Annotated in this window: 13 protein-coding genes; 2 read left to right on the forward strand and 11 right to left on the reverse strand. The window is 70.9% G+C overall.

The genetic code is table 11. From position 1 onward, the window contains the following. Position 1: 1 nt before the first annotated feature. From FCL41_RS14040 to rsmI, 7 genes are all read right to left on the reverse strand, one after another. Complete coding sequence (locus FCL41_RS14040; protein ID WP_137065040.1) at positions 2 to 1801, reverse strand: ABC-F family ATP-binding cassette domain-containing protein; 1800 nt, start codon at positions 1799 to 1801, stop codon at positions 2 to 4. Further along, positions 1801 to 2733, reverse strand: a complete 933-nt coding sequence (locus tag FCL41_RS14045) for a 4-(cytidine 5'-diphospho)-2-C-methyl-D-erythritol kinase (RefSeq protein ID WP_137065039.1) — start codon at positions 2731 to 2733, stop codon at positions 1801 to 1803. Before FCL41_RS14045 ends, FCL41_RS14040 begins: the two co-directional genes overlap by 1 nt. Then, positions 2730 to 3617: a 16S rRNA (adenine(1518)-N(6)/adenine(1519)-N(6))-dimethyltransferase RsmA gene (gene rsmA / locus FCL41_RS14050; RefSeq protein ID WP_137065038.1), complete on the reverse strand. Its 888-nt coding sequence runs from the start codon at positions 3615 to 3617 to the stop codon at positions 2730 to 2732. The genes FCL41_RS14045 and rsmA overlap by 4 nt, the downstream gene beginning before the upstream one ends. Positions 3618 to 3662: 45 nt before the next feature. Then, positions 3663 to 4802, reverse strand: a complete 1140-nt coding sequence (locus tag FCL41_RS17660) for a resuscitation-promoting factor (RefSeq protein WP_137065037.1) — start codon at positions 4800 to 4802, stop codon at positions 3663 to 3665. Positions 4803 to 5123: 321 nt separating this feature from the next. Further along, entirely contained in the window at positions 5124 to 6014 is an 891-nt protein-coding gene (locus tag FCL41_RS14060) for a TatD family hydrolase (protein WP_137065036.1), read from the reverse strand. Then, positions 6007 to 6852 carry an alpha/beta fold hydrolase gene (locus FCL41_RS14065; protein ID WP_137065035.1) on the reverse strand — a complete coding sequence of 282 codons (846 nt, stop codon included), beginning with the start codon at positions 6850 to 6852 and terminating at the stop codon, positions 6007 to 6009. The genes FCL41_RS14060 and FCL41_RS14065 overlap by 8 nt, the downstream gene beginning before the upstream one ends. Then, positions 6849 to 7667 carry a 16S rRNA (cytidine(1402)-2'-O)-methyltransferase gene (gene rsmI, locus FCL41_RS14070; protein ID WP_239021653.1) on the reverse strand — a complete coding sequence of 273 codons (819 nt, stop codon included), beginning with the start codon at positions 7665 to 7667 and terminating at the stop codon, positions 6849 to 6851. The genes FCL41_RS14065 and rsmI overlap by 4 nt, the downstream gene beginning before the upstream one ends. A 129-nt stretch (positions 7668 to 7796) precedes the next feature. Here rsmI and FCL41_RS14075 point away from each other — a divergent pair, with 129 nt between their 5' ends. Beyond that, entirely contained in the window at positions 7797 to 9491 is a 1695-nt protein-coding gene (locus tag FCL41_RS14075; protein WP_239021654.1) for a dolichyl-phosphate-mannose--protein mannosyltransferase, read from the forward strand. Here FCL41_RS14075 and FCL41_RS14080 read toward each other — a convergent pair. The 4 genes from FCL41_RS14080 to FCL41_RS14095 form a co-directional block, all read right to left on the reverse strand. Beyond that, entirely contained in the window at positions 9442 to 10257 is an 816-nt protein-coding gene (locus tag FCL41_RS14080; protein WP_137065033.1) for a lysoplasmalogenase, read from the reverse strand. The two genes, FCL41_RS14075 and FCL41_RS14080, sit on opposite strands and share 50 nt — an antisense overlap. Before the next feature lie 87 nt (positions 10258 to 10344). Next, a complete protein-coding gene (locus FCL41_RS14085; protein WP_137065032.1) occupies positions 10345 to 10908 on the reverse strand; it encodes a TetR/AcrR family transcriptional regulator in 564 nt (187 codons plus the stop codon). Positions 10909 to 10925: 17 nt separating this feature from the next. Then, complete coding sequence (locus FCL41_RS14090) at positions 10926 to 11591, reverse strand: ABC transporter ATP-binding protein (RefSeq protein WP_138868069.1); 666 nt, start codon at positions 11589 to 11591, stop codon at positions 10926 to 10928. Continuing rightward, on the reverse strand, positions 11588 to 12721 hold the full coding sequence (locus FCL41_RS14095) for an ABC transporter permease (RefSeq protein ID WP_137065030.1): 1134 nt from the start codon (positions 12719 to 12721) through the stop codon (positions 11588 to 11590). The genes FCL41_RS14090 and FCL41_RS14095 overlap by 4 nt, the downstream gene beginning before the upstream one ends. A gap of 195 nt (positions 12722 to 12916) precedes the next feature. On the opposite strand from FCL41_RS14095, the gene FCL41_RS14100 reads away from it, so the two are divergent. Further along, positions 12917 to 14665, forward strand: a complete 1749-nt coding sequence (locus FCL41_RS14100) for a bifunctional metallophosphatase/5'-nucleotidase (RefSeq protein ID WP_170970191.1) — start codon at positions 12917 to 12919, stop codon at positions 14663 to 14665. Positions 14666 to 14827: the final 162 nt, after the last annotated feature.

A 14827-nucleotide genomic window follows, 5' to 3' on the forward strand; every position in this document is an offset into this window, starting at 1 on the left:
CTCAGCCCTCGAGCAGCTCGCTGGCCTCCAGCCACTCGAGCTCCAGGGACTCACGCTCCTGCGCCAGCTCGCCCAGGGTGGCGTTGAGCTCGGCCATCCGGTCGTACTCGGTCGTCGAGGCCAACGACGCTAGCTCCTCGTGGATCTTCTGCTCGAGCTCGGTGATCTTGGCGAGCCGCTTGTCGATCCGGGCGACCGCCTTGCGGGCCGTACGCTCCTCGCTGCTGCCGGAGCGTGCCTTGCCGCCGCTCGGGGCAGCAGGCGCCGCCGACGCAGCAGCCGCGGAGGCAGCGGCGTTCGCGCTCGCCAGTCCGGCCGCGCGACGCTCCAGGTATTCGTCGACCCCACGCGGCAGCATCGAGATCTGGCCGTCACCCAGGAGCGCCCACACCGAGTCGGTGACCCGCTCGAGGAAGTAGCGGTCGTGGGAGACCACGACCAGGGTGCCGGGCCAACCGTCGAGGAAGTCCTCGAGGACGTTGAGGGTCTCGATGTCGAGGTCGTTGGTCGGCTCGTCGAGGAGCAGGACGTTGGGCTCCAGGAGCAGCAGTCGCAGCAGCTGGAAACGACGGCGCTCGCCACCGGAGAGCTCGCCGATCCGGGCGACCAGGCGGTCGCCGGTGAAGCCGAAGCGCTCCAGCATCGAGGTCGCCGTCAGCTCCTGGCCGTCCGCGGTCTTCGTGACCCGGCGGATCGACTCCACCATCGGGAGCACCCTGGCGTTGGGGTCGAGGTCGTCGAGCTGCTGGCTCAGGTGCTGCATCGAGATGGTGCGACCGTGCTTCACCTTGCCGGAGCGCGGCGCCAGGTCACCGGCGAGCATGGAGAGCACGGACGTCTTGCCCGCACCGTTGACGCCGACCAGGCCGACGCGGTCGCCGGGCCCCAGGCGCCAGGTGGCGTGGGAGAGCAGCTGACGCTCGCCGCGGTAGAGGTCGACGTCCTCGACGTCGATGACGTCCTTGCCGAGCCGCTGCGAGGCGAACTTCTGCAGCTCGAGGCGGTCGCGCACCGGGGGCACGTCCGCGATCAGGGCGTTGGCCGCCTCGATCCGGAACTTGGGCTTGGCGGTCCGGGCGGGCGCACCGCGACGCAGCCAGGCCAGCTCCTTCTTCATCAGGTTCTGGCGTCGCCCCTCGGTGACCGCGGCCTGACGCTGGCGCTCGGACTTGGCCAGCACGAAGGCGGCATAACCACCCTCGTAGGCGTCGACGACCCCGTCGTGCACCTCCCAGGTGGTCTGGCAGACCTCGTCGAGGAACCAACGGTCGTGGGTGACGACCACCATCGCGGTGGGCCGGTTCTTCATGTGCTCGGCCAACCACGCGACCGCCTCGACGTCGAGGTGGTTGGTGGGCTCGTCGAGGACGATCAGGTCGTGCTGCTCCAGCAGCAGCGCAGCCAGCGCACAGCGCCGGCGCTCGCCGCCGGAGAGGCCCAGGACCGGGCGGTCGAGGTCGAGGCCGGTGAGCAGCTCCTTGACCACGCCACGGGCGGTGGCGTCGCCGGCCCACTCGTGGTCGGCCTTGCCGCCCAGGACGGCCTCGCGCACGGTGTGGGAGTCGACGAGCTCGTCGCCCTGGTGCAGGTAGCCGACGTCGACCCCGGACGTACGGGAGACGCGACCGGAGTCCGGCTCCTCCTGCCCGGTCATGATCTTGAGCAGGGTCGTCTTGCCGTCGCCGTTGCGACCGACGATGCCGATGCGTTCACCGACGCCGATGCCCAGGGAGACACCGTCCAGCAGGGGTCGGATCCCGTAGGACTTCGAGACGCGTTCGAGGTTGAGCAGGTTGGCCATCAGTTCTCCGGGAAGGGCGAGGTGTCGACCACGTGGGCGCCGGCCACGGGTCCATGGGCGGTGAGGACCACCGGTCGGGTGGAAGCGAGTGAGGCGGCCACGTCGCGCGCAGCCTCCGCCGACTCGCAGAGGAAGACGCAGGTGGGGCCGGAGCCGGAGACGAGTCCGCGCAGGGCGCCCTCCGACTCACCCCGGGCGAGCAGGTCACCCAGGTCGGGGCGCAGGTCGACGGCCGCGGCCTCCAGGTCGTTGTGCAGGGCGGCGGCCAGCGCCACCGGGTCACCGGAGGCGAGCGCGGTCAGCACGGGCTGGGCGGGGGCGGGCTCCGGCGAGGCGTCGGGGAAGAGCGCGTCGAAGTGCCGGAAGACCGCCGGGGTGGACAGGCCCCGGTCGTCCGGGACGACGACCCACGACCATGCGCCGAAGTCGTCGGTCGGGGTGACGAGCTCGCCGCGACCCACCCCGCGAGCGGTGCCACCGATCAGCGAGAAGGGGACGTCGCTGCCCAGCTCGGCAGCCAGCGCGAGCATCTCGCTGTCCGGCGTCCGGAGGTCCCACAACCGGTCCAGGGCGACGAGGGCGGCGGCCGCGTCGGCGGAACCGCCAGCCATGCCCCCGGCGACCGGGATCGTCTTCGAGACCTCGACCCGCGCGGTCGGTCGGCAGCCGTCGTCGCAGCGTCGGGCGCAGAGCAGCTCCGCGACCCGGTCGACGATGTTGTCGCCTGCCGCGGGAAGCTCCACCTCGCCGAGGTGGGCGGCGACCGCGGTGGTCAGCGACCAGTCGTCGGCGGCGTACGCCGTGAGGTCGTCGTAGAGGCTGACGGCCTGGTAGACGGTGTCGAGGGGGTGGAAGCCGTCCTCGCGGGGCGCACCGACCCCGAGGTGGAGGTTGATCTTGGCCGCGGCACGCACGGTGAGACTGCGGGTCATCTGCCGATTCCCGAGGTGGTCTCGAGGAGCGCCTCGGTGATCCGTACGAAGTCGTCGAGGACCAGCGTCTCGCCGCGCGCCTGGGGGTCGACGCCGGCCGCGACGAGGGCGGACTCCGCACGCTCGCCCGAGCCGTCGACGAACTGCTTGAGCGTGGAGCGCAGGGTCTTGCGGCGCTGGGCGAAGGCCGCGTCGACGACCCCGAAGACCTGCTCCCGGGTCGCGGTCGTGGCCGGGGGCTCGCGACGGGTCCACGCCACCAGGCCTGAGTCGACGTTGGGAGCGGGCCAGAAGACGTTGCGGCCGATGGCACCGGCACGGCGTACGTCGGCGTACCAGGACGCCTTGATCGAGGGGATGCCGTAGACCTTCGAGCCCGGCCGCGCGGCCAGGCGGTCGGCGACCTCGGCCTGCACCATCACCAGTCCACGCTCGAGGGAGGGCAGCAGGGCCAGCATGTGCAGGAGCACGGGCACCGAGATGTTGTAGGGCAGGTTGGCGACCAGGGCGGTCGGCGCCGGGCCGGGGACCTCGGTGATCCGCATCGCGTCGGCGAGCACGACCTCGAAGTGGGCCGCCTGCTCGGGGGCGTAGGCCTCGATGGTCTCGGGCAGGAGCCCGGCCAGGAGGGGGTCGACCTCGATGGCCACCACCCGCTGGGCCACCTCCAGCAGCGCCAGGGTGAGCGAGCCCAGGCCAGGGCCGATCTCGATCACCACGTCGTCGGCGGTGATGGCCGACTCGCGGACGATGCGACGCACGGTGTTGGCGTCGATCACGAAGTTCTGCCCGCGCTGCTTGGTGGGCCGCAGGTCGAGGCGGGCCGCCAGCTGACGCACATCGGCCGGCCCCAGTAGACGAGGGCCGGCCGATGCGTTGGTCATGCGCGCAAGGGTAGTTGTCGCGTCAGCACAGACCCAACCCGCGCGTCAGCGCAGGCCGAGCTTGGCCGAGCAGTGGGGCCACTGGCCCCAACCGGCGCGGGCCTGGAGAATCTTGCCGCGCTTGATCTGCTCCTCACGGCTGTGCTGGTGGGGCAGTCCGCTGCCGCCGACCGAGGCCCACGTGCTGGCGCTGAACTGCAGGCCACCGTAGTAGCCGTTGCCGGTGTTGGTGCCCCAGTTGCCACCGGACTCACACTGCGCGAGCCGGTCCCAGACGGTGTTGCCGCTGGTGAGGACCGGAGCAGCCGGAGCCGGCGCCTTCTTGGTGCCGACCTTGATGATCGCGTCACGGGACTTGCGGGTGACCTCGGAGCTGACGACCTTGCGGGCGACCAGCTTGCCGTTGACGTAGCGCAGCTCGTAGACGACGTCGCGCAGGCCGGCGCGACCGGCACGGACGACCGCCTTCTTGCCCTCGGGCATGGAGGCGTCGGTGCGCTGGATCGTGTCGAAGCCGAGCTTCTCGCCGGAGACGTTCTTGCGCACGATCTTGATGCGCTTGACGGTGATGCGGTCGCCGGGCTTGATCTTCTTGCCGGGGCGAGGGGTGACCACGTCGTGCTTGCCGAGCTTGACGTCGAGCTCCTCGAGCACCTCACCCACGGTCATCGCCGGCACGTCGACCTTGCGGGCCTTGCCTGCGCCGACGGCGAGACGGACCTCCTTCGGCGTGACGACCTCGAGCTCCATGCCGGAGCGGCGGATGGTCGAGGAGCGGCTGGCCGAGAGGTCAGCGCCGGCGAAGCGGCGGCCGATCTGGCTCAGGGCGCCACCGACGGAGGTGGCGGTCACCCAGTGGGTGGATTCCTTGCCGTCGACGTTGAGCTCCAGGGGACGGCCGAACGCCACGGTGATGGCGGTGCCGTCGGAGACGGAGGTGTCCAGGGAGGGAGCGACCTCGTCGTACTTGCCGATCTCGATGCCTTCGGAGGCGAGGACCTCCTCGACGGTGCCACCGAGGACGGTGACCTCGTTGCTCTTCCCGTCGAGGGTCAGGGTGACCGACTTGCTGAGTGCTGTGTATCCGAGAGTGGTGCCTACGACAACCAGGGCAATGACGGCGCTCAGGGCGACGAGGAGCTTGCGGCTGTGCAGGGCAGTCTGGATGGACGGTGCGATGCGCACGTTTCTCCGAACGTCGTGCTTCCCGGTTCTCAGGGATCAGCACGTGTGCCACACGCACCACGACGTTGTCATGGGGGGAAGAGCATGTGGTGCTCCGAGCCTGACGTGATGTCAACCCGGCGTGTTGATCGGTGGTTGGGGGGTCCTGATCCCGGCTTTCCGCTTTCGACGATAACGAAAACGGCCCGGACCCCCAAACGAATCAGGCAATTCAGGCCCCTCCCAGGGGGCCCACCACGTCAGATCACGGAACGATCACGCCTGAATGACGCGGTCTCGGCGCGTGACGAGGCTCTCGTCGAGGATCCGGCGCTGAGAGCGCTACCACGCGCCCCCGAAGGCGACTTCGGTGTTGGTGTCGACGGCCGCGCAGAGCTCCCCGAGGTCGTCTCCCCTGACCTCGGCCATGAACCGCATCGTGAGCGGAATGAGGTAGGAGGCGTTGGGGCGTCCTCGCCACGGCACGGGCGTGAGGAACGGTGCGTCCGTCTCGACGAGGAGGCGGTCACGCGGTGTCACCGCGAGCGCCTCGCGCAGCGGGTGGGCGTTCTTGAAGGTCACGGTCCCGGCGAAGCTCAGGTGGGCGCCACGGTCGAGGCACTCGCGCGCGAAGTCGGCGTCGCCGGAGAAGCAGTGCATCACCCAGCGCTCGGGCGCACCCTCGGAGTCGAGCACGTCCAGCACGGCCCGGTGGGCGTCGCGGTCGTGGATCACCAGCGTCTTGTCGAGGCGCTTCGCCATGTCGACGTGGCGTCGGAAGCTCTCCTCCTGCGCCGCGACGCCCTCGGGACCGGTGCGGAAGAAGTCCAGCCCGGTCTCCCCCACCGCTCGCACGTCCGGGTGCGCGGCGGCCAGCTGCTCGATCTCGTCCAACGCCGCTTCCAGCTCGCCCTTCTCGGCCAGGCGGGGCGCCTCGTTGGGGTGCAGCGCGACGCCGGCGACGATCGCCGCGTGGTCACGGGCAGCCTCGACGGCCCAACGAGCACCCGGCAGGTCGCAGCCGATCTGGACGATACGGGTCACCCCCACGGCCGCCGCGCGAGCCAGCGCCTCGTCCGTCGCCAACCAGTCGCCGTCGGCGATGTCGAGGTGGCAGTGGTTGTCGACGACCGGGTGCGGCAGCGGCTCGGGGGCGGGAGGCCGTTCGCGCTCACGCCTCGCGCCCGACTTCTCCTCGGTCGCCGCCCGTTCACGGACGGGATGGTCACTCATGGGCGCCGTCGACCCGCTCCAGGATGATCTCGGCCAGCACGGCCGGGACCTCCTCGGGGATCCAGTGACTGACGCCGTCGAGCTCGACGTAGCGGTAGTCGGCCTCGACGAACTCGTCGCACGCCTCGGCGGCCGCCCGCGAGATCGCGCTGTCGCCGGTGCTCCAGACGTACGTCGTGGGCACGGTGACCTGGCGGCTGCCCGACGGCCGGCCCGACGGCAGGAGGGAGAGCGGGAGGGCGCGGTACCACGCCAGGGCACCGCTCAGGGCACCGTCGGCGACGATCTCGCGGTGGAAGCGCTCGAGCTGCTCGTCGGTCATGCCGCTGCCGCGCAGCCAGCCGTCGAGCACGTGCGGACGGGCGTTGACGATCCCGTCGACCAGGAAGGGGACGTTGAAGAGTGCGAAGTACCACGAGCGCAGCGCCTGCGTGCTGGTCATGGTGGCCCGCGCCATCGCGCCGGGGTGCGGCACCGAGACGGCGGTCAGCGTGCGGACGAGGTCGGGCCGCGACGTGGTCAGGCCCCAGCCCACGATCGCTCCCCAGTCGTGGCAGACCAGGTGGACCGGCTCGCCGATCTCCTCGACGAGCGCGACGACGTCGCCGACGAGGTCACGCATGCGGTAGTTCCAGCGCCCCTTGGGGCGGGCGTGCGGCGAGTAGCCGCGCTGGTCGGGGGCGTAGGTCCGCAGCCCCGCGGCGTGCAGCACCGGCTCGACCTCACGCCAGGCGGTGGCGCGCTGGGGGAACCCGTGGAGCAGCACCACCGGCCTGCCGTCCACGGGCCCGCCCGTGGTGACGTCGAACGAGAGTCCGTCGCGCACGAAGCTCTTCATCGGACGTGCACCACGTCGTAGACCTCGCGCTTCGGCACGCCCGCCAGCTTGGCGACGGCGGCGATCGCTTCCTTGCGGCTCATCCCCCCACCTTCGCGCTCCGCCACCGCCTCGCGCAACGCCTCGGGCGTGTTCTCGACCGCGGCCGTCGGCGCGGCTCCCTGGACGACGACGGTGACCTCACCGCGTACGCCCTCGGCGGCCCAGTCGGCCAGCTCGCGCAGGCCACCGCGCACGACCTCCTCGTGGGTCTTGGTGAGCTCTCGGCAGACCGCCGCGGGACGCTCGTCGCCGAGCGCGGCGGCCATCGCCTCGAGGGCAGCCTCGGTGCGGTGCGGCGCCTCGAAGAAGACCATCGTGCGCTCCTCACGCGCCAGTGACTCCAGGCGGCGTGAGCGCTCGCCGGCCTTGCGCGGCAGGAAGCCCTCGAAGCAGAACCGGTCCACGGGCAGGCCCGAGACGGCCAGCGCCGTGAGGACGGCGCTGGGCCCGGGGACCGCAGTGACCCGGACGTCCGCCTCGACGGCCGCGGCCACGAGCCGGTAGCCGGGGTCGGAGACGCTGGGCATCCCGGCGTCGGTGACCAGCACGACCCGCTCGCCGGCGAGCAGGGCCTCGAGCAGGACGGGCGTACGCGCCTGCTCGTTGCCCTCGAAGTAGGAGACGACCCGCCCCGACAGGGTGATGCCGAGGTCGGTGGTCAGCCGCTTGAGCCGGCGGGTGTCCTCCGCGGCGACGACGTCGGCGCCGGCGAGCTCCTGGGCCAGGCGCGGCGGCGCGTCACCCGCCTGACCGATCGGGGTCCCGGCGAGCACGAGGACCCCGGGACCCGCCGCGTCCGGTCCCTTCGCGCTCGATTCGTGAGCTCTCGATCCGCTCGCTCTGGGAGACGTCGCCGCTGACATGGGCCCCATCCTGCCGTGTGATGACTACAGTGACCGATCGTGACCCCTGAGGCGAGGCTCCCCACGCGGGCGAAGCCCCGGTCCGAAGCCCGGACCCCCACCCCGCGCGGAGTCGAGCCTGCCCACGCCCCACCGCGTCGCGGCCTCGAGCAGCCGATGTACGCCTTGGGCGGCGCCGCGCTGCTCACGCTCTTCTCGTTCGTGCTGCGCGTCTTCCGGATCGGTGAGCCGAACTCGTTCGCCTTCGACGAGACCTACTACGCCAAGCACGGGTGGGCGCTGACCCACTTCGGCTACGCCAGGAGCTACGTCGACGACGCCGACGCCAAGATCCTCACCGGCCAGACCGACAACCTGTGGACCGACACCCCCGAGATGATCGTCCACCCCGAGGTCGGCAAGTGGCTGATCGGTGCCGGGGAGATGATCTTCGGGATGGATCCCACCGGCTGGCGGATGGCCTCGGCCATCGTCGGCTCGCTGATGGTGCTGGTGATGTGCCGCTTCGCCACCCGGGTCACCGGATCGGTCTTCCTCGGCCTCCTGGCGGGCTTCCTGCTCTCCCTCGACGGACTGCACCTGGTGCTCTCGCGCCTGGCGCTCCTCGACATCTTCCTCGCCTTCTTCATGCTGCTGGGCGTGCACTGCGTCGTCGCCGACCGGCAGTGGTTCACCCGCCGCACCGCCGAGGCGGCCGACCAGCCCGTCGGCACGTGGGGCCCGGTCTGGCTCTACCGGCCCTGGCTGCTGGCCGCAGGGCTCTGGTTCGGCCTCGCCGTGGGCACCAAGTGGACCGCGCTCTACCCGCTCGCCGCCTTCGGTGTCTGGGCGTGGGTCTCCAACGCGGTGGCGCGTCGCTCCCTGCGGGTGCGGTGGGCGGTGGCGAAGTCGGCCCTCGTCGACGGCGTCCCGGCCTTCCTGCACCTCGTCGGCGTGGCCTTCGTCGTCTACGTGCTGTCGTGGACCGGCTGGATGCTCAACGCTGAGGAGTACGAGCAGCACCTCTCCGACACCCAGTACTCGCGGTTCAACGGTGGCGGCAAGTGGCCCAGCGCCACGCAGCCGGACGCCGCGTGCGACGGCCCACTCGACGCAGTGACGAGCCTGTGCGTGCCGAAGGAGGCCGTGCAGACGCTGCGCTCGCTGGCCTCCTACCACCGCGACGTGTGGAACTTCCACACCGAGTTCCTCAACGACGCGACCCACACCTACGCCTCGAAGCCGTGGGGTTGGCTGGTGCAGAACCGGCCCGTCGGGGTCGACGCCCAGCTCGACATCAAGCCCGACACCGAGGGCTGCGGGGCCGCCGCCGACTCGTCGTGCCTGCGCCAGGTGCTGCTGCTGGGCAACCCGATCCTCTGGTGGGGCGGATGCGTGGCGCTGGTCGCCTCACTGGTGCTGTGGGTCGGGCGCCGCGACTGGCGCTTCGGCGTCCCCGTGGTCGGCGTCGCCGCCACGTGGCTGCCGTGGCTGCGTTACGACGACCGCACGATCTTCCTCTTCTACGCGATCGCCATCCTGCCCTTCGTCGTGCTCTCACTGACGCTGTGCATCGGCGCGCTGCTCGGGCCCACGCTGCGGGCGTCGACGAGGCGCACGGTCGGCGCCGTCGTCTCAGGCGTCTTCGTCGGCGCCGTGGTGCTGGCGTTCGGCTGGTTCTGGCCGATCTGGACCGACCAGCTCATCACCCACGGGGAGTGGATGCGGCGAATGTGGCTGAAGTCGTGGATCTGATCGGGGCCTCGGAGCTCTCGACGAGACCCTGCACGATCAGCCACTGCGCCACGAGGTAGGTCGACATCACCCAGAAGCCGTGGGCAGGCAGGGCCAGACCGGCGCCCCCCAGGCCGATCAGGGAGTCGGAGAGCACGAAGAGGGCGGCGCCGGCAGCCGTGGCCGGGGAGACCCGGTGCGCCAGGAAGGCCATCGCTCCCAGCGCCAGGCCGTAGAGCGCCACGGCGAAGAGGAACGGGCTCACCCCACCGGTGGCGAGGAAGAAGCCGGCCAGCGCCAGCCACCACACCACGTACGGGGCGAGCAGGGCCGGACGGCCTGCGGTGCGCGAGGCGTCGCCCGCACGGACGAACGCGGCGGCGTAGGCGACCTGCGCGATGCCGAAGAGGCCGACACCGGCCAGGAAGAGGTCGGGGTTGATCAGCGCCAGGTCGCCGAACCAGCTGAAGGTCACGCCCACCGCGGCCAGCGGCCACCAGGAGGGCAGCGGACCGGAGGCGGTCCGGCGTCGGTGGGCGAGCACGAGTCCGAGCGCCGGGAGCAGCAGCGCCTTCGAGACCGGCGCGACGACGCCGGCCCCGGGTACGCCGGCCGCCACCCCGAGCTGGGCGACGAGGTGGACACCGGTCACCGCCCAGAAGGGCGCCGTGACGCCGGCGGGCACACCCCGCATCCGGGGCATCCGGGGTGTCCCGGTCGCACCGGGCATCCGGGCGGCCAGTCTCGACACCGTGCTGCGCAGTCCCCGACGTGCTCGCGTTCGCATGCCCGCACCCTGCCGCACCCGGGGCCGAAACGTCGAGCAAACTCGCCAGACGATGGGAATCAGAGGGTGGAAATCAGTCGGCGGGGATCAGTCGTCGAGACTCTTGAAGAAGGGGCCGAGCAGGGTGGCGACGTGGCCGGTGACGGTGGCCCGGTCGCGGCCCTCCTCCAGCATCCGCGAGGCGGTGTAGACGACCGACTGCACCAGCTCGGCCAGCGCCTCGGCGCCGCCGAGCGCCTCGAGCAGCGGCCGGCCGATCTCCTCGTGCAGCTCGCCCCCCGCGGTGGCCATCCGGTCCCGGGCGTGGGTCGCCAGGCCGCGGACCACGGCGTGCTCGCCCTCGTCGACGAGCGCGAGGTTGGCCTCGATGTACGCCGCCACCTTGGCCCCGGGAGTCGCGGCAGCGCTCATGGCGACGTGGATCCGCTCGCGCCATCCCGGCAGGACGTCGGCGATCACCGCGTCGAGGAGCTCCTCGCGGGAGGAGAAGTACTGGTACAGGCTGGTGCGCGCCAGACCGGCCCGCCGCCCCACCTCAGCGAGGCTGGGGGCGGCGGACCCGTCGGCGAGCAGGTCCCGGGCAGCGTCCAGCAGAGCTCGGCGCTGCTTGGCGCGGTGCTCGGCAAGACTTGCGGCGTTGATCCGGGGCATTTCTCTCCACTGCTCCCTCAGGGCTGGCGGGTCAGACGTCCGTCAACCATCTCGTAGACCGAGTCGCAGTGCGACAGCACGTCCCGGTCGTGGGTCACCATCACGGTGGCGACACCCTGCTCGCGGGTCTCCCGGGCGAGCAGCGAGACGACCTCCTGGGAACGCTGACGGTCGAGTGCGGCCGTCGGCTCGTCGACGAGCAGCACCTTCGGGCGCACCATCAGGGCCCGGGCGATGCCGACGCGCTGACGCTCGCCACCGGAGAGCTCGTGGGGGCGACGGTCGGCCTTGTGCGCGATGCCGACCTCGTCCAGCAGCGCGTGCGGGTCACGGGTGTCGGCGAACTTGCCGAACGTCGTGGGCAGGCGCAGCTGGTCGACGGCGGTCAGGGCCGGCACCAGGTTGGACGTCTGGAACACGAAGCCGATCTTCTCGCGGCGGATCCGCGACAGCTCCTTGGCCGAGCGGCCGACGAGCTCCTCGTCGCCGATCTGCACCTGGCCCGAGTCAGGGGTGCTCAGTCCGCCGGCCACGGCCAGCGAGGACTTGCCCGAGCCCGAGGGGCCGACGACCGCGACGAACTCGCCGGGGGCGACCTCGAGGCTGACGTGGTCGAGTGCGGTGACGATCTCGTCGCCGTCACCCAGGGTGAGGCTGACGTCGGTGATCTTGAGGCCGTTCATCGGCTGGCTCCCAACGCGGTGAGGGGGTCGACTCGGGTGATGCGGACGATGGCGATGGCGGCACCCACGAGGCCCAGGACGATCAGCAGGACCGAGGCCAGGGCGATCGGGCCGACCTGCAGGGCGAACGGCATGGCCGTGGTCTGCAGCCCGGCACCAGCACCGACGCCGATCAGGACGCCGAGGCCGACCGAGACGAGGAGGAGGATCAGTGCCTGTCCGAGGCCGTCACGCAGCAGGTAGCCGGTGGAGGCACCCATCGCGCGCATGACGGCGATCTCGTCCTTGCGGTGGATGGTCAGCACGGTGAAGAACGCACCGGCCACGAGGGCACAGATCGCGTAGAGGAAGACCTGGATCAGCATGAGGGTCGAGGTCTCGGCGGTGTAGCCGGGCGACGCGCCGTAGGACTCCTTCAGCGTGAGCGAGGAGGTCCCGACCTTCTCGTCACCGGCAGCGAGCTGGTCGGCGGTCGGCTCGTCGTCGTACTGCACGGCGATGGCGCTGACCTGGTTGTCGCGACCCTGCGGGAGGTCGGCGTCGAGCGAGACGCCGGCCGCGGCTGCCTGCCAGGTCGGCAGCTCGACGTAGCCCATGTCGACGTGGCCGAAGGTGTTCTGGCCGTCGAGGAAACCGCTGACGGTCAGCTCGATGTCGGACTGCTCGAGGGTGATGACGTCACCGATCTCGATGCCCTGCTCCTCGGCGTCGGCCGAGAGCACGACCGAGTGGGCGTCGACCAGGCCGTCGCCCTGGGCGGCCTCGGGAGCGACGAACGAGTCCTGCTCGACGCCGATGAGGGCCAGGTCGATCTGGGTGCCCTTCTGGTTGGCACCGTTGACCAGCGCGAGACCGAACGGCGCAGCGTCCTTGACGCCGGGCTGCTCGGCCCAGGCCTCGGCGTCGTCGACCTCGACGACGCTGCGGGTGAAGGCGGAGTCCTTCTGGATGTCCTTCTCGAAGGCGAAGGAGCTGACGGGGAGGTTCTGGAGTCCGGAGACTCCGTCCTTGGTCAGGCCTTGGGCGAGGCCGGAGAGCAGCACCATGAGGATGGCGATCAGGACGATCACTGCCCCCATGAGTCCGAACCGGGCCCGCGCGAAGCGGAGCTCACGAAGAGCGAGGAACATGGGTCCACCTAGATGAGGTTTGACGACACAACGTCGGCAAGTTTACGGACAGGGTGTCGGGAAACCCAAGGGATGCCCCGCCGGGAGCGCGAATGTGAGCAGGCGCACGCTGGCGCCCCCCCAGGGGTATGGACAGTGGCCGCCAGCCGGGTGAGGATGCCCGGACGAGCGACACGCCCCTTCTCGAGGAGACACATGTCCAGGCGCACCCGCATCGGAGCCATGGCCGCCACCCTGGCCGCCTCCGCCCTACTCGTCAGCAGTCTCGGTCAGGCATCGACCGCCACACCGGGCCACCACAAGCCCTCCCACCACCGTACCGTCGGAGTCCAGGTCCTCTCCTTCAACGACTACCACGGTCAGATCGAGGCGCCGGCCGGCAGCAGCGCCATCCTCGGCGAGGCCGACGACCCCAGCAACACCGTCGTCGGTGGCGGCGAATACCTCGCCACCCACCTCAAGAAGCTGCGCAAGGGCGTGCGCCACTCCACGACCGTCGCGGCCGGCGACCTGATCGGCGGCTCCCCCTTCCTGTCCGGCCTCTTCCACGACGAGCCGGCGGTCGAGTCGCTCAACGCGATGGACCTCGACATCTCCTCGGTCGGCAACCACGAGTTCGACGAGGGCGTCACCGAGCTGCTGCGCATGCAGAACGGCGGCTGCCACCCGGTCGACGGCTGCTACACCGACAAGCGCTTCCGCGGCGCCGACCACCAGTGGCTCGCCGCCAACGTGGAGTACAAGCCGGGCACCCGCAAGGCCGGGCGCACCGTGCTCCCGCCCTACGAGATCAAGCGCTACCAGGGCATCAAGGTGGCCTACATCGGCATGACGCTGGAGGGCACCCCTGAGATCGTCGCCCAGGCGGGCATCCGTGACGTCCGCTTCCTCGACGAGGCCCGGACCGCCAACCAGCTGGTGCGCCAGCTCAAGCGCAAGGGTGTCGAGGCCTTCGTGGTGCTGCTGCACGAGGGCGGCTTCGCCCCCGGCACGTACGACGAGTGCGGCGGCCTCTCCGACCCGATCAAGACGATCAACGACAACCTCGACCCCGAGGTCGACCTGCTCGTCACCGGGCACACCCACTCCCCGTACGTCTGCCCGCTGCCCGACGCCCGCGGCAACACCCGCTACGTCACGAGCGCCTCGTCGCAGGGGCGCGTCGTCAACGAGACGTGGCTGCAGCTCGACCCGCGTACGCGTGACGTGGTGCGCGACAAGGTCACCTCGACCAACCACCTGGTGACCCGCGACGTGCCCGCCGACACCAGGCAGAGCGCGATCATCGCCAAGTGGAGCGCGCTGGCCGCCCCGATCTCCAACCGCGTCGTGGGCACCATCTCCGGCGACATCACCCGGGCCGCCGACCGGCAGACCGAGTCCGGCCTGGGCAACCTCATCGCCGACGCCCAGCTCGCAGCCACCTCCGCCCCGGCGGACGGTGGCTCGGTGGCCGCCTTCATGAACCCCGGTGGCGTGCGTGCCGACCTGACCTACAGCCAGGTCAGCGGCGGGGAGGGCCCCGGCGAGGTGACCTACGGCGAGGCCTTCGCGGTGCAACCCTTCGGCAACCTCGTGGTGACCATGGACCTCACCGGTGACGCCATCGAACGGCTGCTCGAGCAGCAGTTCGCCGGAGACACCAAGCGGTTCCACCTCGGAGTCTCCGAGGGCTTCACCTACACCTACGACATGTCGCGACCGGCCGGGGACAAGATCGACCCGGCGACGATCGCGATCAACGGGGTCACGCTCGACCCGAGCGCGACCTACCGGATCACGACCAACAACTTCCTCGCCGACGGCGGGGACGGGTTCACGGTCTTCACCGAGGGCACCAACCGTGCCGGAGGCGGCGACGACCTCGCCGCCCTGGTCGACTACATGGCAGCGCGCCCCCAGCTGGCACCGGCTCCCACGGACCGGGTGACCGAGCTGCCCTGACGCCCCTTCGGCGGTCAGCCGACACGACCGGGTCGCTCCCACGAGCGGCCCGGTCGTGCTGCTTCGGGAGAGTGGCGCCGGGCTGTGGAGTGACGTGAGAGAATGAGGGTGCCGTTCTGCTCGTCATGAGCGGCGCCGCACGCCGATCCGCATCAAACGAAG

Origin of the sequence: Nocardioides jishulii (assembly GCF_006007965.1) — a bacterium.
In the GTDB taxonomy this organism is placed as follows: Bacteria; Actinomycetota; Actinomycetes; order Propionibacteriales; family Nocardioidaceae; genus Nocardioides; species Nocardioides jishulii.